The sequence below is a fragment of the Clostridium hominis genome (genome assembly GCF_014287825.1).
GTDB lineage: Bacteria > Bacillota > Clostridia > Clostridiales > Clostridiaceae > Clostridium > Clostridium hominis.
Map to the genome: position 1 here is coordinate 117,776 of NZ_JACOOO010000025.1, position 19,104 is coordinate 136,879.

15 protein-coding genes are annotated in these 19,104 nt (G+C 31.1%); all 15 read left to right on the plus strand.

Features of this window, described 5'->3' with window-relative positions; translation table 11 throughout:
- Positions 1–167 precede the first annotated feature (167 nt).
- The 15 genes from H8S20_RS12085 to H8S20_RS12155 all read left to right on the plus strand — a co-directional run bounded on the left by H8S20_RS12085 (position 168) and on the right by H8S20_RS12155 (position 19,037).
- Positions 168–2,762, plus strand: a complete 2,595-nt coding sequence (locus tag H8S20_RS12085; RefSeq protein WP_186860287.1) for an ABC transporter ATP-binding protein/permease — start codon at positions 168–170, stop codon at positions 2,760–2,762.
- A gap of 352 nt (positions 2,763–3,114) precedes the next feature.
- Positions 3,115–4,482 (plus strand): LCP family protein, encoded by a 1,368-nt coding sequence (locus H8S20_RS12090; RefSeq protein ID WP_032119476.1) that lies wholly within the window; start codon positions 3,115–3,117, stop codon positions 4,480–4,482.
- A gap of 157 nt (positions 4,483–4,639) precedes the next feature.
- Positions 4,640–5,458, plus strand: coding sequence for a sugar phosphate isomerase family (locus tag H8S20_RS12095; RefSeq protein WP_243177647.1), 819 nt, complete (start codon positions 4,640–4,642; stop codon positions 5,456–5,458).
- A gap of 17 nt (positions 5,459–5,475) precedes the next feature.
- On the plus strand, positions 5,476–6,627 hold the full coding sequence (gene nagA / locus H8S20_RS12100; protein ID WP_186860289.1) for an N-acetylglucosamine-6-phosphate deacetylase: 1,152 nt from the start codon (positions 5,476–5,478) through the stop codon (positions 6,625–6,627).
- Entirely contained in the window at positions 6,617–7,897 is a 1,281-nt protein-coding gene (locus tag H8S20_RS12105; protein WP_081921782.1) for a phosphoglucose isomerase-related protein, read from the plus strand. Before nagA ends, H8S20_RS12105 begins: the two co-directional genes overlap by 11 nt.
- Before the next feature lie 119 nt (positions 7,898–8,016).
- On the plus strand, positions 8,017–8,832 hold the full coding sequence (locus tag H8S20_RS12110) for an ABC transporter permease (RefSeq protein WP_243177649.1): 816 nt from the start codon (positions 8,017–8,019) through the stop codon (positions 8,830–8,832).
- Complete coding sequence (locus H8S20_RS12115; protein ID WP_186860290.1) at positions 8,808–9,599, plus strand: ABC transporter ATP-binding protein; 792 nt, start codon at positions 8,808–8,810, stop codon at positions 9,597–9,599. Before H8S20_RS12110 ends, H8S20_RS12115 begins: the two co-directional genes overlap by 25 nt.
- 34 nt (positions 9,600–9,633) lie before the next feature.
- Complete coding sequence (locus tag H8S20_RS12120; protein ID WP_186860291.1) at positions 9,634–10,719, plus strand: aliphatic sulfonate ABC transporter substrate-binding protein; 1,086 nt, start codon at positions 9,634–9,636, stop codon at positions 10,717–10,719.
- A gap of 144 nt (positions 10,720–10,863) precedes the next feature.
- On the plus strand, positions 10,864–12,363 hold the full coding sequence (locus H8S20_RS12125; protein WP_032119471.1) for a sensor histidine kinase: 1,500 nt from the start codon (positions 10,864–10,866) through the stop codon (positions 12,361–12,363).
- Between the two features lie 17 nt (positions 12,364–12,380).
- Positions 12,381–13,064: a response regulator transcription factor gene (locus tag H8S20_RS12130; protein WP_186860292.1), complete on the plus strand. Its 684-nt coding sequence runs from the start codon at positions 12,381–12,383 to the stop codon at positions 13,062–13,064.
- A gap of 12 nt (positions 13,065–13,076) precedes the next feature.
- Positions 13,077–14,150: a type I phosphomannose isomerase catalytic subunit gene (locus tag H8S20_RS12135; protein ID WP_186860293.1), complete on the plus strand. Its 1,074-nt coding sequence runs from the start codon at positions 13,077–13,079 to the stop codon at positions 14,148–14,150.
- Positions 14,151–14,197: 47 nt separating this feature from the next.
- Positions 14,198–15,379 carry a 6-phosphofructokinase gene (locus H8S20_RS12140; protein ID WP_186860294.1) on the plus strand — a complete coding sequence of 394 codons (1,182 nt, stop codon included), beginning with the start codon at positions 14,198–14,200 and terminating at the stop codon, positions 15,377–15,379.
- Between the two features lie 14 nt (positions 15,380–15,393).
- Positions 15,394–16,320 (plus strand): triose-phosphate isomerase, encoded by a 927-nt coding sequence (locus H8S20_RS12145; protein ID WP_186860295.1) that lies wholly within the window; start codon positions 15,394–15,396, stop codon positions 16,318–16,320.
- A 128-nt stretch (positions 16,321–16,448) separates the two neighbouring features.
- Positions 16,449–17,885, plus strand: a complete 1,437-nt coding sequence (locus H8S20_RS12150) for a lactate racemase domain-containing protein (RefSeq protein WP_186860296.1) — start codon at positions 16,449–16,451, stop codon at positions 17,883–17,885.
- A gap of 3 nt (positions 17,886–17,888) precedes the next feature.
- Complete coding sequence (locus tag H8S20_RS12155) at positions 17,889–19,037, plus strand: class II fructose-bisphosphate aldolase (RefSeq protein WP_032119465.1); 1,149 nt, start codon at positions 17,889–17,891, stop codon at positions 19,035–19,037.
- Positions 19,038–19,104 lie beyond the last annotated feature (67 nt).

The following is a 19,104-nucleotide window of genomic DNA, read 5'->3' on the forward strand; positions in this document are numbered from 1 at the left end:
GTAAGTTTATTATATCATAAGCAAAATAACATATAAAAATAAACTAATAATAATTGGTTAATAATTATTAATAGATAATATTTAAAAATACACTTTAGTTTATCTTCAGTTTATTTTACTGTTTTAGTATTTAAAATAGAAATTAATAGTAGGAGGAGTAGTAAAAGATGTTGCAATTAAAAAACATATACAAAGTATATGAAACAGGCGATTTAAAGCAAACAGCATTAGATGGAGTAAGTTTAAATTTTAGAGAAAGCGAATTCGTAGCTATTTTAGGGCAAAGTGGTTCAGGTAAAACAACTATGCTTAATATTATTGGTGGTCTTGACCAATATGATAAAGGTGATTTAATCATTAATGGAAAATCAACTAAAGAGTTTAAAGATAGAGATTGGGATGCTTACAGAAATCACTCTATAGGATTTGTATTCCAAAGTTATAACCTAATTCCTCATCAAACAGTTTTATCTAACGTAGAGCTTGCACTAACATTATCAGGGGTATCAAAAACTGAGAGAAGAAAGAGAGCTAAGGAAGTTCTTGAAAGAGTTGGATTAGGAAAACAACTCCATAAAAGACCAAGTCAAATGTCAGGTGGGCAAATGCAAAGAGTTGCAATAGCTAGAGCTCTTATAAATGATCCAGATATATTACTAGCAGATGAACCTACGGGAGCATTAGATTCAGAGACAAGTGTTCAAATTATGGATTTATTAAAAGAAATATCTAAAGATAAACTTATAATAATGGTAACTCATAATCCAGAGCTTGCAGAAGAGTATGCTAATAGAATCATAAAATTAAGAGATGGGAATATAGTAGATGATTCTAATCCTTGTAGGATTGAGGAACTTCAGGTAAATAAAGAAAGAGGAGAAAGAAAGCTTTCTAAAACTTCTATGTCTTTTGGGACAGCATTATCTTTAAGTTTAAATAATTTAAAAACTAAAAAGGCAAGAACATTAATGACAGCTTTCGCAGGGAGCATTGGAATTATAGGCATTGCTCTTATATTATCTTTATCAAGTGGTGTTAAAAGTTATATAGCAAAGGTTCAAGAAGATACGCTTTCATCTTATCCGGTATCTATAGAAAGTCAGACTGTAGATATGACAAGTATGATGGAAAATATGATGGGGATGGGAAGAGAAGAAGAGAATAATGATTTAGATAAGGTATATTCAAGAAATATTATGACTGGAATGATTGAATCTATGAGTGCTCAAATGAGCAAAAATGATTTAAAATCTTTTAAGGAATATTTAGAAACTGGAAATACTAATATAGATGATTATGCAAATGTAATTCAATATGGTTATGATTTAGGATTACAAATTTATAAGGGAGATACAAGTAACGGTATAGTTAAGGTTAGTCCTGAAAGCGTTTATGATAAGCTAGGTTTTGGAGGTATGAGTAATTCACCAATGTCTGGAGCAACAGGTGGATTTAAAGTATGGACAGAGCTTTTAGGAAATCAAACTCTTTTAGAATCTCAATATGATGTTGTAGCAGGTACATGGCCAAAAAATTATGATGAAATACTTTTAGTTGTAGACAAAAATAATGAAATCAGTGATGCTTATCTTTATTCAATTGGTTTATTAGATGATTCTGAGTTAGAAAATAAGATGAATAAGATACAAAATGGAGAAGCAGTCGAAGAAACTACTGAAGTATCTAGTTACAGTTATGAAGATATTTTAAATCTTACTTATAAACTTGTTTTAAATAGTGATTATTATGAGAAGGATAATAATATATGGGTAGATAAAAGTGAAAACTCTATATATATGAAAAAACTTTTAGATAATGCTTTAGAACTAAAGGTCGTTGGGATAGTTAAGCCTTCAGAAGAAGCTGTTTCAGCATCAATAAATGGAGCTATAGCATATACAAGCGATTTAACAGAATATGTTGTTAATAATATAAATGATAGTGAGATAGTAAAAGAGCAAAAAGATAACCCAGAAGTAAATGTATTTACTGGATTAAAGTTTGAAACAGATGAAAATGATTCTACAAATTCACAAATAGATATGTCTACATTAACAGACGAAGAGAAAGCATACTTAGCAAGCCTTTCTCAAGAAGAATTATCAGCGCTTATGAAACAACAAAATAATTCAACTAAAGCAACATATGAAGATAATCTATCTTTATTAGGTTGTGTAGATTTAAGCAACCCGTCAACTATAAATATATATTCTAAAGATTTTGAAGCTAAAGAGTCTATAGAAGATATAATATCAGATTATAACGAAGAAAAGATTGACCAAGGTAAAGATGAATATGTAGTAACTTATAATGATATGGTTGGACTTATGATGTCTTCTGTTACCTCTATTATAGATATAATAAGTTATGTACTTATAGCTTTTGTTGCTATTTCATTAATAGTATCATCTATAATGATAGGTATAATAACTTATATTTCAGTATTAGAAAGAACTAAAGAGATTGGTATTCTTAGAAGTATAGGTGCATCAAAGAAAGATATCTCAAGAGTGTTTAATGCAGAAACATTAATAGTTGGATTTGCAGCAGGAGCAATGGGTATCCTTGTAACAGTTCTGTTAAACATACCTATAAATATGATTATAAAGTCAGTTGCTAATATATCAGATGTTTCTAAACTTCCAGTTGAAGGAGGCGTTATACTTGTTGTTATAAGTATGGTATTAACTGTAATAGCAGGATTAATTCCATCTAAAATTGCAGCAAAAAAAGATCCGGTTGAAGCATTAAGAACAGAGTAGAAAAATATTGTTCCCGTTGTTTACAAGAGAAATTTTAGCTAAGGCTAAGAGAAATATGCTACAGCGAAGAAATGTATATTTTCAAATGTAGAGAAATATGTCCTTCGGACAGATGAAGGTTAATATTTATTTTAAAGAAATATGCCTACGGCAGATTAGTATCTATGCCGTAGGTATTTATTCTTGTGTAAGTAAATATTTCTCTTAACAAAGGCAATATCTCCCTTTATGAGCGTAGCGAACAAATTATTTATTATGTGAATTAAATTTGAAATTTAAAAAAAAATATTGTATATTTATATAAAGTTAGTATAAAATGGAAGGTATATGAAATGTGGAGGTGTGGGGTACTTTGGATTCAGAAGAAACAAAGGATAGTAAGAGAAAAAAGAAAAGGAAGTTAAGTAATAGAAAAAAGGTTATAATAGGTGTTTTTTCAGCATTATTAGCCTTAATAGTGTTTGTTGCTTCAGGATATTTTTATGTAAGAAGCAAGATATATAGGGCTACTAAGCCCGTTGAAAAGTCAGCTGTGACTGAAAATAAAAATCCTGAAAAAGAAGAAACTGTTGAGTATAAGACAGTTGATGGGATTACTAATGTTTTATTAATAGGAGTTGATGGATTAGATTTTGATTCAGGAGATCAAAGGTCAGATTCAATGATAATAGCAACATTAGATAGCAACAATAAAAAAGTTAAGTTAACATCACTTTATAGAGATGCTTTAGTTTATATACCAGGTTATGGAGAAAATAAAATGAACTCATCTTTTTCATTAGGTGGACCTGAGCTTGTAATGGAGACTATAAAGTATAATTATGACATTAATATAGAAAAATATGTAATGATTAACTTTGTAGGATTTGAAGCTATTATAGATCAAATTGGTGGAATAGAGGTTGATGTTCAGCAATATCAATTACATGAATTAAACAAATACATAGGAGAAGCTACTGGAGGTAATGATTGCCCAGTAACTGAAACGGGACTTCAGATATTAAATGGTAAGCAAGCATTATCTTATGCGAGAATAAGAAAAGGTGTTGGAGATGATTTTGAAAGAACAGAAAGGCAGAGAGAAGTTCTTTTTAAAGTTGCTGAAAAGCTACAGAAAACAAATCCAATTAAATATTTTGGTATAGCAAGTAAGATGCTTAATTACATTAGAACGAATATCGATATTTATGAATGTCTTGATTTAGCCTATACGGTATTTAAGTTCCCAAGCTTAGTTACAGAACAATTAAGTATACCAGTTCCAGAACTATCTTCTGATGAGAAGATTGAAGGAATAGGTTGGGTTATAAAAATGGATAGATACCAAAATGCTGTAATACTTAATGATTTCATTTTTGAAGATTATTTACCAGATTTTATACTAAATAGATCTACAGAAAAAGATGAAAGTATTTATTTCGAATATGATGGTTTTGGTACTAGTTATGATGAGAGTTATTACTATGAAGAAGAATATTATGAACCAGTAATAGATGAGCCAGTTGAAGAGGAAGTAGTACAGCCGGAATTACCAGCTAATCCAGAGGAACCATCAGATGATAGTGTACCTCCAGTTGATGAAAATAATCCTGGGGATATTAATGGTTCGGAAGATAGTAGTACATCTAATAATGGAAATAATGAAGGTGGAGAATCTAACTCTAATTTAGGAGAAAACCAAAATAATAATACAATACCACCAGAGGGAAATACTCCATAAAAATATAATATATTGTAAAAAACAGACTAGCTAATATAGTATAAGCTAGTCTGTTTTATTTTGTAAAAAGGTATGAAAAAAGTTACTACTTTTATTAATATGAGACTATAGTACAATTTTATTATAGGATATATTTAGTTTTATGGAGGGGATATTTATGTATAAGAAGACTATTGAAGAGTTAGTAAATAATAATGTTATTAATGTAAAGGTTTTAGGGGATGCTGGAGAAGTGTTTTATGAAATGGCATTAGAAATGATAGAGGAAATAAATAAAAATAATAAAGAAGGAAGAAGAACGGTATTTATATGTCCAGTAGGACCTACAGGTCAATATCCGATCTTTGTTAGATTGGTAAATAAGAATAAGATAAGTTTGAAAAATGTGTGGTTTATAAATATGGACGAGTATATGATAGATGAAAAAACTCCTATTTCGAAAGATCATGAATTAAGCTTTAGAGGATTTATGGAAAAGTCAGTTTACTCAAAGATAGATTCGGATTTGGTAATGCCAGAAAATCAAAGGATTTTCCCAGAGGTAGGGAATGAGCAAAAAGTTATGGAAACAATCGAAAAGTTAGGTGGAGTAGATATATGTTTTGGTGGAATAGGAATAAATGGACATATAGCATTTAATGAACCACCAGAACCAAATGAAGTGTGTACAGCTGAAGAGTTTAAAAATCGTACTACAAGAGTATTAAATATTTCAAGAGAAACTAGAACAATTAATGCAGTTGGCTCTTTAGGAGGAGCTATTCAAGATATGCCTAAGATGTGTATTACAATAGGGATGAAGGAAATTTTAAGCGCAAGAAAGATTAAACTATATTGCTTTAGAGATTGGCATGGAGCAATAGTTAGGGAAGGGATATTTGGAGAAAGAACAGCAGCGTGTCCATTATCTTTATTACGAGATCATGCTGATGTTGAAATAACACTAACTTCAAATGCAGCAAAGATGCCATACTAGTTTAATGAGGTGAATTTATGAGTAGTTTAATTATTACGAATGGAAAAATATTAGTAGGAAAAGAGTACGTTGAAGGAAATTTAGAAATAATAAATGGAGCTATAAGTAGAATTGGTGATTTTCAAGTTGATAGAAATAAATTAAAGGTAATAGATGCTAATGGACAAGTTGTAGTTCCTGGATTTATTGATATTCACACTCATGGAGGAAATGGAATTGATATTAATCATGCATCAAAAGACGATTTAAATAAGTTAAGTAAGTTTTTTGCAAGTTGTGGTGTTACAAGCTTTCTACCAGCAATTTTGACAGATACTCATGAAACTATGTGTAAATTATTAAGTGAAATTGCTGATGCAAAGGAAGAAGGTACAGATGGCTCAGAGATTTTAGGAATACATATGGAAGGGCCATTCTTATGTGTTCAATATAAAGGTGCCATGCCAGAATACTTAATTCAAGATTCATCTATCGAAAATATAAAGGATTATATAAATTCTAGTAAAAATAATATTAAATATATGACTATATCTCCAGAAAATAAAGGGGTAGAGGAATTAGTAGCTTACTTAAGAGAAAATAACATAGTAGCTTCCATGGGACATACAGGAGCAGATTATAATAAGTGCTTAAGTTGTATAAATGCTGGAGTTACAAGTTCAACTCATGTGTTTAACGCAATGGGAACACTTCATCAACATAGACCATCAGCTATAGGAGCTGCTTTAGAATCTGACATTTACTCAGAAATAATATGTGATGGATTCCACCTTCATCCAGGAATAGTTAGACTTATTATTAAAGTAAAGGGTGATGAAAAAATATTAGCAATAACTGATTCTATTATGGCAGCTGGCTTAAGTGATGGGGAGTATAAGCTAGGAGTGAATGACATAGTTGTTAAAGAAGGAGATGCTCAGCTAGTTTCTGATGGAACAAGGGCTGGAAGCACATTAACTATGGATAGAGCATTAATAAATCTAATTAAATTTACAGGCAGAAAGTTAGAAGATGTAATTAGATTTTTAACTAAAAATCAAGCTAATGTACTCGGTTTAGATAATAAGGGAGAAATAGCTGTAGGTAAGGATGGGGATATTGTTATTTTAGATAATAAGTTAACTCCAATTTGTACAGTAGTTAAGGGGAAAATTGTATATGAGAGATAATATAAATATTTCATTAGATACAAGCTATATTAAAGAAATAATTAGTAGTGAGAGCTTTGAAAAGTATTTAAATGAGAGTAAAGGGATTTTAGAACCTATAATATGTTCGTATAAAGATGATAAAGAAAAGGTTTTAGGATGGATGGATATTGATAAGCTTCAAGAGGAAGAACTTATTAAGAAAATTGAAGCAAAAGCTAAAGAAATAAGAGAAAACGCCGATGTTTTTATAGTTGTTGGTGTAGGAGGTTCAAATGGTGGCTCAAGAGCTGCCATAGAAGCTCTATATAAAGGAGAGGATCCTAAGATTATTTATATGGGAAATAATTTATCACCTAACTATATAAATCATATGTTAAAGAAAATCAAGGGCAAATCAATTTATATTAATGTTATTGCAAAGAACTTTGAAACTTTAGAACCAGGATTGGGTTTTAGGATACTTAGAAGTTATATGGAAAGTGTTTATTCTAAAGAAGAAATGTCAAAGAGAATAATAACTACTGGAACAATAGGAGAAAGACTTTATAAGCTTAGCATAGAAGAAGGATATACTTTTTTACCTTTTCCAGTAGAGGTTGGTGGGAGATATTCTGTTTTAAGCTCTGTAGGACTTATGCCTATTGCAGTTAGCGGTATTAGTATTAGAGAAATGTTAAGTGGGGCAAAAGCTTTAAAAGAGCATTTTGAGAGTATATCTTACGATAAAAATGAAGCTTTTATATATGCAACATTAAGGAATTATCTAAGTGAGAGAGATGTAGATATAGAGATATTATCATATTTTGAGCATGGTCTAAGATATTTTGGAAAGTGGTGGGTTCAGTTATTTGGAGAAAGTGAAGGAAAGGATAATAAAGGACTATTCCCAAGTTCATGTAATTATTCAGAAGACCTTCATGCTATGGGGCAATATATTCAATCTGGAAAGAGAAATTTAATGGAAACATTTATTGATGTTATAGAAAATAATGTTGATATAGATGTTCCTAAAAGTAATATAGAGGATAAATTTGACTACCTTAATTCATTTACAGTAGATGGTATTAATAGATGTGCATATGAAGGAACTATTGAAGCTCATAAAGATGGCGGAGTTTCCATAGTTAACATTAATATTTCAAAATTAAATGCATACTCTTTAGGACAATTATTCTATTGGTTTGAAATAAGCTGTTATGCATCTGGCAAGCTTCTTGGAGTTAATCCTTTTGATCAGATGGGAGTAGAAAATTATAAGAAGAGAATGTTTGAAAGATTAGGAAAATAGCTTAGGGGAGAAAGTATGATAAAATATCATACTTGTCCCAAATGGTATGCAATTGTAAAATTAAACCATAAGGTAAATGTTTACAAAAGGGGTCAGTATAATTAAAAGGGAGGATAGTTATGGATATGACAGTTAAAAAGAGTAAAAGCTCAGAAAACAAATTTTCAACAATTATAAATAAGATCGATGATAGGATTTGGGTGCTTATATCTTTCTTATTAGCAATATTAGTTTGGCAACTTATCTCAATGACTGAAGCAGGAGGAGTTATATTTGCATCACCAACAGAAGTAATTAGTGCATTAATTACTCAAATGCAAAAAGGAAAGATATGGACACATATCGGTAAAAGTTTATTTAGAGTTTTAGGTGGATTTTCTTTTGGGCTTATAGCAGCAATTCCGGTAGCATTCTTAATGGGATGGTACAAAGTATTTAGAAATATAGTGGAACCTTGGATACAGTTTATAAGAACTATCCCACCAATAGCATATATACCATTGGTAATTGTTGGAGCTGGTATTGGTGAATCATCAAAGATAATAGTTATATTTATTGCTTCGTTTTTAGTAATGGTTGTATCAATTTATCAAGGTGTTAGAAATGTTGATGCAACACTTATAAAGGCTGCAAGAGTTTTAGGGGCTAAAGACTCAACTATATTCTTAAAAGTAGTTGTTCCTGCATCTCTTCCTTTTATCTTAGTAGGAATAAGATTAGGACTAGCAGCAGCATTAACAACTTTAGTAGCATCAGAGCTTACTGGAGCTCAAGCTGGACTTGGAACAATGATTCAAGAAGCAAGTTTATATTTCCAAATGGATATAGTTTTACTTGGAATAGTTATAATAGGAGTAATTGGGATTACTTTAGAAAAGTTCGTTAAATTCTTAGAAAGGAGACTAACAGGATGGCAGGAAACACACCAAGCGTAAAAGTTAAAATAGATAATGTTAAAAAGGTATTTAACACAAGAAGAGGAGAAGTAGTTGCATTAAATGGAGTTTCTTTTGAAATAAAGGAAAACGAATTCATATGTGTGGTTGGACCATCAGGCTGTGGGAAATCCACTCTTTTAAATATATTGGCAGGTTTGGATACTCCAACTTCAGGTGAAGTTTATGTAGATGGTAACCTAGTTGAGGGGCCAGGTCCTGAAAGAGGAGTTGTATTCCAACAGTATGCATTATTCCCATGGCTAACAGTTGAAAAAAATATAGCTTTTGGATTAAAGCTAAAAGGATTACCAGAGAAAGAAATAAATGAAACTGTAGCAAGATATTTAGATATAGTTGGTCTTAAGGATTTTGCTAACTCATATCCAAAAGAGTTATCAGGGGGGATGAGACAGAGAGTTGCAATAGCAAGAGCTTATGCAGTTAATCCAGAGGTTTTACTTATGGATGAACCTTTTGGAGCTCTTGATGCACAAACAAGGACTCAACTTCAACAAGAGTTATTAGATACTTGGGAAAAAGAACAAAAGACATGTTTCTTTATAACTCATGATGTTGAAGAAGCCATAATATTAGCAACTAAGGTAATAGTTATGAGTGCAAGACCAGGACGTATAAAGTCTGTAATTGATGTAAACATTCCATACCCAAGAAATCAAGAAACAAAGATGACGCCAGAATTTATTGAATTAAAAAATGAAATTTGGGCTCAAGTATACCATGAGTATCTTGAGTATGCTAAATAAAAAAACAAAGAGTATTTTAAGGGGGAAAAGGAGAATGAAAATTAAAAAGCTATTAAGTTTATTAGCGGTAGGGGTAATTGCAACAGGGTTATTTGCAGGATGTTCAAGCTCTAATAAAGAGAGTGGAGAAAGTACAGAAAAGCCATCAACAGAAGAAAATCAAGAAACCAATGGTGAAGTAGAAGCAGAAAAACCATTAGAAAAAGTTACTATGAAGGTTGCTTACCATCCCAATATGGGAGGAGCTTCTGCAATTACTACAGGTATTGAAAAAGGATATTTTGAAGAGCAGGGAATTGATATCGAGTTAGTTAAATTTACAGCAGGGCCACCAGAAGTTTCAGCTATGGTTTCAGGTGATATAGATGTTGGATATATTGGACATGGTGCCCATCTTTTAGCTTGTCAAGGCCAAGTTAAGTTGTTTGCCTTAGATTGTACAAGTTTAGCTGATGAATTATTAGTTAATAAGGAGTCAGGAATTACAAAAATCGAAGATTTAAAAGGAAAGACTATAGCAACACAATTAGGTACATCAGGAGAAGTTATTCTTAACTTGGCACTTGAGTCAGTAGGTTTAACTAGGGATGATGTTAATGTAGTTAATATGGAAATGGCAGGTGCTGTTACTGCATTCGTATCTAAACAAGTTGATGCTGTATCTATATGGTCACCATATACTATTACAGTTAGGGATGAATTAGGTGCTGATAATATAATAAGACTTGCTGGTAATGCAGACTTTATAGAAAGCTTTGTATTCCCATCGAGTTGGGTTGTTACTGAAAAGTATGCTAGTGAAAACAGAGATCTTTTAGTTAGATTTACTAAAGGCTTATTAAAAGCTATGGATTATAGAAATGGTAATGTAGAAGAAAGCGCTAAGCTTGTTGCAAAATTAATTGATGTAGAAGAGGCTACTATTCTTGCAGCTACTGGAGAAGGTAATTGGTTAACTTCTAAAGAAGTATATGATGGATGTAAAGATGGGCAAGTTGAAAAATGGTATAAAGCACAACAAGACTTATTCATAAAAGATGGAAAGCTTGAAAAAGAAGTTCCAGTAACAGATTACTTTGATTCAAGCATAATGATTGAAGCTTATGAAGGATTAAATTAATAAATAATATTTAAATATGGAGTGTGGTTAATAGCCATACTCTATATTAATACATAAAGTGCTAAATTTATAACTAACATATGAAAACCTTTAGAAAGATGTTACAATATATTATATAATTTGGAATAATATGGGGTATTGTGTATGTTAATTATAATTTTAATGCTTTTAGCAATAATTTCTGTATCAATTATTATATTAGATAGAAATAAATTATATTTTCTTATAGCAGGATTATATATAAGCTGCATTTTGATGTTTATAGGATTAATTTTATTTTTTGCAAAATCAGGAGGACTATCTAGTTACCAGCAAATATTTCTGTTTATAACTAAAGCTATTCAACATAGATTAAGATTTACTGCGATATCATTAGATACAATCGGATATTTAGTAGTATTAGGAAGGTGTCTTTTTCCATTATTCTTACTATTAATAGCTATTAATTATTCAATGATTGAATGGGTTAGAAGTAATAGGTATATTTACAAATTAGCTACATTGCCATCAATATTTTTTCTTATTATATTTTATCCAGCTAACTATAGGGTATGGTTTAAAGGCCATTTACAGCTACAAAAATTTTTAAATGATTTAACTTTGTTTTGGATATTTATATATATAGGGATAGCATTATTTTTATTTATACATGAGTATAGAAAAATAACTATAGGATTCATAAAGCGTAAGTTTGCTTATATAGTTATAGCTCAAATAAGTATAACTATATTTTATATATTATTTGCGATAGATAGTCCAGTATATATTTATCAACCTTATGGATATCAGTATCTTTGGGGAAAATATAGCTATATTAATCCGAGAATACCCTTTGCAATTTGGATAATAATTTCTAGTATAGTTACTGCATTATTAATTTTCGGAGCTATAAACTTAGTTAATACTCATATTAATTATGATGATAAAGATGAAGACAAGCTTATGAAAAGAAAAGTAAATACTGCAGGTGAAGTAGTTAGTATTTTTATACATGGGATTAAAAATCAACTTATAGCCCTTAAGGTTTTAAGTAGAAATATAAATAATTTAGTTAATGTAGAGGATATAAATGACATAGATATTGAAAAGTTAAGAGATAACTCAAGAAAACTATCTTCTTTAACAGAGCAGATGACAGAGAGAATGGAAGAACTTCATAAATCTTTTAAGTCTAAGAGTATAAACTTATGTCCTATTGAAATAGAGGAGGTAATTAATAGGTCATATGGAAAGTTTGCGCAAAAATATCCAACAGAAGATGTTGAAGTTAAATATGAGGCTAATAATACAATATTAGCAGATATTAATCATTTAAGTGAGGCAGTTTATAACTTAATGGTTAATGGCTATGAGGCACTTCTAAGGTGTGAAGATGATAGGAGAAAAGAGCTTAAGATTATAATTCAATCTGAAAGGTTATATAACGTTATTGTTATAAAAGATAATGGTATAGGTATAGATAATAAATTAAAAAGGAAGATATTTGAACCATTTTTTACAGATAAAAATACTAATCAAAATTGGGGGATGGGATTGTATTATGTAAGAAAAATAGCTAAGTATCATTTTGGATTTACAAGGGTGGAAAGCAAAATAGGTGAAGGAACATCATTTTATATTATGCTTCCAAAGTATGGTAGATAAGATCTGGAGGGGGAAATATGGAGTCTAAAATTAAGATATTACTTGCAGAAGATTTTGAAATCATAAGAGATGATTTTTGTGAACTTATAGAAAGTCAAGATGATATGGAAATAGTAGGCACTGCTGATACAAAGGCTGAAATAGTTAAATTAGCTAAAGAGGTTAGTTCAGATATTATACTTATGGATATCGAGATGGATGCTTTAAACTCAGGTATCTTAGCTACAGAGGAAATACATAAGTTTGATCCAGAGATTCCTGTAATTTTTTTAACTGCTCATGATACTGATGAGATGATTGTAACTGCTATGGCTAGTGGAGCTGTAGATTATGTTGTTAAGTCTGCTGAGTACGATACTATTTTGAAGCATATAAGAAAAGCTTATGAAGGAGAGCCGATTTTAGAAGCTAGAATACAAACTAAAATGAGAGATGAACTTTTTAGATTAAGTAGAACTGAAAAGAGTTTGTTATTTTTTATAAATAATATATCAAAGCTTACTCCTGCTGAAAGAGAGTTAATTAAATTATTCTTAAAAAATAAGAAAATAGATGAGATAGCAAAGATAAGATGTGTTGAAGTTGTAACTGTAAAAACTCAAATAAAAAGTTTGTTAAAGAAGTTTGGACTAAGTAGAACTAAGGAAATAGTAAAACAAATAAGAGAGTTAAATATAGAGCATTTATTTGAAAATGCATAGAGGTGAATAAAGATGTTGTCTATTGAACCTATAAAGTTAAAGCATAATAGAATAGAAAGACCTTTTAAGGGAGGATTCCTTTTAGATAAGCTGCAATTAGTAAAAAGTCCAAGAGATGGATATATGTCAGAATCGTGGATTGCATCTACAACTAAAGTTTTTAATGATAAAAAAGATAGTAATTATGGATTAAGTAAGTGTGTTATTAATGATAAGGATTATCTTTTAAAAGATTTAATAAATAAATATCCTAAGGAGTTTTTAGGTGAAAAGCATATAAAGAGCTTCGGAGTAGAAATGGCTGTTTTGGTAAAGTTTATTGATTCTTTTAGTAGGCTTTTAATTCAAGTTCATCCTAATAAAGATTATGCCCAAAAGTATTTAAATTCAGATTTTGGAAAGACCGAAGCTTGGCACATACTTGATATAAGAGAAGATATAAAGGATAGGGCTTATATATATTTAGGGTTCAAAGAAGGAGTAACAAGAGAGAAATGGAGACAAGCGTTTCTAGAACAAGATATAGAAGGAATGATTAGTATGATGCATAAAATTTATGTAAATAAGGGAGATACAATTTTTATTCCTGGTGGAGTACCTCATGCTTTAGGTGGAGGATGTCTTGTTATAGAAATTCAAGAACCAACGGATTTTACAATGAGAGTTGAAAGACAGAGATTAGATGGTATGAAAATTTCAGAAGAGATGATTCATAATGGATTGGGCATTGAAAAAATGTTAGATTGTTTTAATTATGAAGAGATAAATGAGTATGAACTAAGAGTTAGATATTTTTTGAAAGAAAAAATAACCTTAGAAGAAAACTTTAAAAAGATTGAATTAATAGGAGATAAATATAAAGAGTACTTTACTATGGAAAAGCTTGAAATAAATAAGAAGGTTTATATAGAGAAAGATAAGTTTTGTATAGCTACAGTTATTGATGGTAAAGGTAAATTAACTTATTTAGATAAAGATATGATTTTAGAAAAAGGTGATGAAATTTTCATACCAGAATATAACAGAAGTTTTGCATTAGAAGGGGAGAATTTAAAGATTATTAATTGTTATTCACCTACAGTATAGAGGTGAGAAAATAATCTAATATATAGATGGTAGAAGGGAGATTAAATATGAAGGGTAATATGCTTATAGCTCATGGAGGAGGACCTACAGCAGTTATTAATGCATCACTGTATGGAGCAATAGAAGAGGCTAAGAAGTATGATGAGATAGGTGCTATATACGGTGCAATTGGAGGAAGTAGCGGAATATTAGAAGAGAATTTTATAAATTTTAGGGATGAATCACAAGAGGAAATAAATTTATTACCTAAAACACCAGCATCAGCATTGGGTACTTCAAGATTTCCATTGTATGAAAAAGAGTATGCAAGAATGTTAGAAGTGTTTAAGAAATATGACATTAAATATGTTTTATTTAATGGTGGCAATGGATCCATGGATACATGTGGAAAGATATACGAAGTAGCAAAGGAATCAGGAATAAACGTTATAGGTATTCCTAAGACAATAGATAATGATATATCAATTACAGATCATTCTCCTGGCTTTGGTAGTGCTGCTAGATATATGGCAACATCAGTGAAGGAAGTTGGTGAAGATGTTAAGTCGTTACCTATACATGTTTCAATTATAGAAGCTATGGGAAGAAATGCAGGATGGATAACAGCATCATCAGCTTTAGCTAGAAAGAAAGAAGGAGATGCCCCACATCTTATCTATTTACCAGAAAGACCATTTGTAAAAGAAGAGTTTTTAGCAGATGTAAAGAGATTACATGAGAAATATGGAGGAGTAGTTGTAGTTGCTAGTGAGGGATTAAAAGATGAAAATGGTAATCCTATAGTTGAGCCTATATTTAAAACTGAAAGGGCAACTTATTTTGGCGATGTAGGAACTCATCTTGCCACTTTGGTTATAAAAGAGTTAGGAATAAAAGCTAGAAGTGAAAAACCAGGAATTTTAGGAAGAGCATCAATAACTATGCAGTCAGAAGTAGATGTTAATGAGGCAATAGAAGCAGGAAGGGCTGCAGTAAAAGCAGCAGTAGAAGGAAAGACAGGGTATATGGTAGGGCTTAATAGAATTTCAACAGAACCGTATAAGTGTGAGACATCATTAATTCCTATAAATGAAGTTATGATGTATGAAAAAGCGTTGCCTAAAGAGTTTATAAATGAAAGAGGTAACTATGTAACTGAAGGATTTATAGACTGGTGTAAGCCTCTTATAGGTAGAGGAATACAAGAGTTTACAGACTTTAATTTAGGAGCAAGGAAAGAAAAAATTTAAAGGAGGAAGAAGATATGAGAGAAATATTCGTAAATCTTAAAAGGTTTGATGTACCTAAGGATTTAGGTGGTGTTTGTAATGTGGATAATCCAAAGGCTTGGATTGAGGAGATAGTGGATAAAAGTGTAGAACTTGGATTAGGTACTTTAGAGGATATGATGGTTGTATATATGTTGCCGGAAGCTTATATAATACCAGCTATTGATAGATTAAAAAGATATCCTGATGAAAGAATAAGAACATTAGGTATAGGAGTTCAAGGTGTTTATAGAACTGATGTAGAAAAGGATGGTAACTTTGGAGCGCTAACAACTCATTTACCAGCAGCGGCTGCGGCTAATATAGGATGTAAAGGAGTAATAATAGGACACTGTGAAGAGAGAAGAGATAAGCAAGAGATAATAGAAGCATTCGAATCTAATATAACTAGAAATGAAGTTTTAAGGGAAAAGTTAGCTAATGCAGTAGATAGTTTGATAAATAAAGAAGTTCTAGCTGCTTTAAAGAGAAATATGCATGTATTACTTTGTATAGGTGAAACTGCTCAGCAGAGAGGGTTAGGTTCTTTAGAAGAAGTTAAGCCTAATGTTGAAAAAGTACTAAAAGGTCAACTTGAAAGAGGATTAGTCGGAGTTAAAGATTATTTAGATAGTACTAATATAGTTATTGCTTATGAGCCTATATGGGCAATAGGACCAGGAAAAATTCCGCCAGATAGCGATTATATAGCTTTTGTTTCATCATATATAAAAAAGGTTACAAGAGAGATTTTAGGAAAAGAGCTAGCTGTAGTCTATGGTGGAGGATTAAAAGAAGAAAATGCAAAGATGATATCTGAGATAGAAACTATAGATGGTGGACTAGTGGCACTTACTAAGTTTACTGGAGACATAGGATTTAGTGTTGAAGATTTAAGAGTTATTATAGATAAATATAATTAGCCAGCAGAGTTTATGGGGAAAGTGCCTCTAGCAAGTGATAAAATTGAATTTGTCAATTGAGAAGTATTTAAGTAAGGGTTAAAAATAAATTTAAATATAATTATGGATAAAGTTTAGGAGGAGAATTTATGAAGTTACAATTTGAATATGGTCATGGAGTTATGGAAGCAAATTTACCAGATAGTACTGATGTATTTATACCAGGAGTTACAGTTAAGGATCCTGAACCAATGGATAATATAGAAGAAAGAACTAGGGAATCAATTTTAAATCCTATAGGAATCGAACCAATAAGTGAGCAAGTAAAAAAAGGTTCAAAGGTTGTTATAGTTTTCCCTGATAGAGTTAAGGGCGGAACTCAGGAAGATGCTCATAGAAAGGTATCTATTCCAATAATTATAGATGAATGCTTAAAGGCTGGAGTTGAAAAGAGAGATATAAAGCTTATTTGCAGTAATGGCCTTCATAGAAAAAATACTAAGGAAGAAATAAGGGGGATTTTAGGAGATAAAGTATTTAATGCTTTTTGGTATAGTGGACAAATAGTTAATCACGATAGTGAAAATTATGATAATTTAGTTGATCTTGGATGCACAGAGCGTGGTGATAAGGTAATAATGAATAAAGAAGTTTTTGATGCAGATTTAGCAGTGTTAATTGGACATGCTCAAGGCAACCCATATGGAGGATATTCAGGAGGATATAAACACTGCTCAACTGGGATAACTCATTGGAGAAGTATAGCATCTCATCATGTACCAGATGTAATGCATGGAAGTGATTTTACTCCGGTTAGCAATAAGAGTTTAATGAGAACTAAGTTTGATGAAATTGGACAACATATGGAAAAGTGTATGGGTAAAAAGTTCTTTACTTGTGATGCAGTTTTAGATAGTAATTCAAGACAAATAGATGTATTTACAGGATATGCAAAGGAAATTCAAAAGTTATCTTGGGAGGTTGCTAATAAACGTACTTATGTGCATTGGGCAGAAAAGAAATATGATGTTCTAGTCTTTGGTATGCCTCAGTTCTTCCACTATGGTAATGGTATGGGAACTAATCCAATTCTTATGATGCAAGCAATATCAGCTCAAATTATAAGACATAAGAGGATACTTAGCGATAACTGTGTTGTTATATGTTCTTCAACTTGTAATGGATATTTCCATGATGAAGAATTCCCAGCATATAGAGAAGTTTATGAAATGTTCCAAAAAAACTATGCAAATACATTACCAGATTTAAATCAATACGGTGAGTATTTAGCAACTAAAAAAGAATATATAGATAAATATAGATATGCTTATGCATACCATCCTTTCCATGCATTTTCAATGATATCTTGTGGACATATTGCAGAAATGAATACATCAGCAATATATATAGTAGGTGCTCAAGAGCCTGGATATGCTAGAGGAATGGGAATGAAGACTAGGGCTACCTTTGAAGAAGCTTTAAGAGATGCAAGAAAATATGTTGGAGATAACCCCAATATTTTGGCACTTCCATTAACATTTAAAACAGCAGCAGTTCATCTTGCTATGAAAGAGGAGGAAATATAAGTTATGCCAATAATGCCATTAAGACCAGTCTTAGAAAGCTGTATTAAAAACGGATATGCTCAAGGAGCATATAATGTGAATTCAGTACACCAAATAAAAGCTGCTATAGAAATTCATGAAATTTTAAGGTCACCTCTTATAATTCAAGGAGCTGATTTTGCAAATGGCTTTATGGGGGGGAGATGTGACTTTCTTAACTCTACTTTAGAGGATAAAGCAAGAGGAGCAAAGAGAGTAGTTGATGCAGTGAAAAAATATGGAGAAAATTCTCCGATTCCAATAGTTATTCATTTAGATCACGGTAAGGATTTTGACTCTGTTAAAGTAGCTATAGATGCAGGATATACTTCTGTTATGATAGATGGTTCTCACTTAGATTTTGAGAAAAATGTTGCTCTTACAAAGAAAGTGGTTGACTATGCTCATGAAAGAGGAGTAACAGTTGAAGGAGAACTTGGAGTATTAGCTGGAGTAGAAGATAATGTATTTTCAGCTGAATCAACTTATACTAATCCATTAAAGGTTGTTGAATTCTTCAAAAGAACAGGAGTAGACTCTTTAGCTATATCTTATGGGACTATGCATGGTGCTAATAAAGGAAAGAATGTTAAGCTAAGAAAAGAAATAGCTATAGCATCTATGGAAAATTTAAGACACGAAGGAATTATAGGAGCTTTAGTTTCACATGGTTCATCAACAGTTCCTAAATATATAGTTGATGAAGTTAATAAGTATGGTGGAGATATTAAAAATGCTGGAGGTATTTCTGTAGATGAAATAAAAAAGGTTATACCTTGTGGAATAGCTAAGATTAATGTTGATACTGATATAAGACTTGCGGTAACAAGAAATATAAGAGAATACTTTTATAATAATCCTGAAAAGCGAGAAGTAGAGTATTTACAAGAGATATATCAAATATTAACTGAAAAACCAAGCGGGTTTGATCCAAGGGGGTATTTAACTCCAATAATGGAAACTATGACAAGTGGAGAAATTCCAAGTGATGATGTTAAGACAATAGTTGAACTTATGGAAAGAGGAGTTAAAGAGATATTAGGAAGTCTTACTGTACACTTTGGGTCAGTAGGATATTCTCCTAAAATAGAAAAGGTTACTTTAGAAGATATGAAGGCTAGATATCTAAAATAAATAAAGTGTGAAGCACTTTGGTGAAAAGTTTGACTTCGTCAAAGAGGAAAAGACAACTAAAGTTGAG

What these genes read in the sequence shown, in the direction of transcription:
- H8S20_RS12085 (WP_186860287.1), top strand. Translation starts at nt 168, where the DNA reads ATGTTGCAATTAAAAAACATATACAAAGTATATGAAACAGGCGATTTA.
- H8S20_RS12095 (WP_243177647.1), top strand. Translation starts at nt 4,640, where the DNA reads ATGTATAAGAAGACTATTGAAGAGTTAGTAAATAATAATGTTATTAAT.
- nagA (WP_186860289.1), top strand. Translation starts at nt 5,476, where the DNA reads ATGAGTAGTTTAATTATTACGAATGGAAAAATATTAGTAGGAAAAGAG.
- H8S20_RS12105 (WP_081921782.1), top strand. Translation starts at nt 6,617, where the DNA reads ATGAGAGATAATATAAATATTTCATTAGATACAAGCTATATTAAAGAA.
- H8S20_RS12110 (WP_243177649.1), top strand. Translation starts at nt 8,017, where the DNA reads ATGGATATGACAGTTAAAAAGAGTAAAAGCTCAGAAAACAAATTTTCA.
- H8S20_RS12115 (WP_186860290.1), top strand. Translation starts at nt 8,808, where the DNA reads ATGGCAGGAAACACACCAAGCGTAAAAGTTAAAATAGATAATGTTAAA.
- H8S20_RS12120 (WP_186860291.1), top strand. Translation starts at nt 9,634, where the DNA reads ATGAAAATTAAAAAGCTATTAAGTTTATTAGCGGTAGGGGTAATTGCA.
- H8S20_RS12125 (WP_032119471.1), top strand. Translation starts at nt 10,864, where the DNA reads ATGTTAATTATAATTTTAATGCTTTTAGCAATAATTTCTGTATCAATT.
- H8S20_RS12130 (WP_186860292.1), top strand. Translation starts at nt 12,381, where the DNA reads ATGGAGTCTAAAATTAAGATATTACTTGCAGAAGATTTTGAAATCATA.
- H8S20_RS12135 (WP_186860293.1), top strand. Translation starts at nt 13,077, where the DNA reads ATGTTGTCTATTGAACCTATAAAGTTAAAGCATAATAGAATAGAAAGA.
- H8S20_RS12140 (WP_186860294.1), top strand. Translation starts at nt 14,198, where the DNA reads ATGAAGGGTAATATGCTTATAGCTCATGGAGGAGGACCTACAGCAGTT.
- H8S20_RS12145 (WP_186860295.1), top strand. Translation starts at nt 15,394, where the DNA reads ATGAGAGAAATATTCGTAAATCTTAAAAGGTTTGATGTACCTAAGGAT.
- H8S20_RS12150 (WP_186860296.1), top strand. Translation starts at nt 16,449, where the DNA reads ATGAAGTTACAATTTGAATATGGTCATGGAGTTATGGAAGCAAATTTA.
- H8S20_RS12155 (WP_032119465.1), top strand. Translation starts at nt 17,889, where the DNA reads ATGCCAATAATGCCATTAAGACCAGTCTTAGAAAGCTGTATTAAAAAC.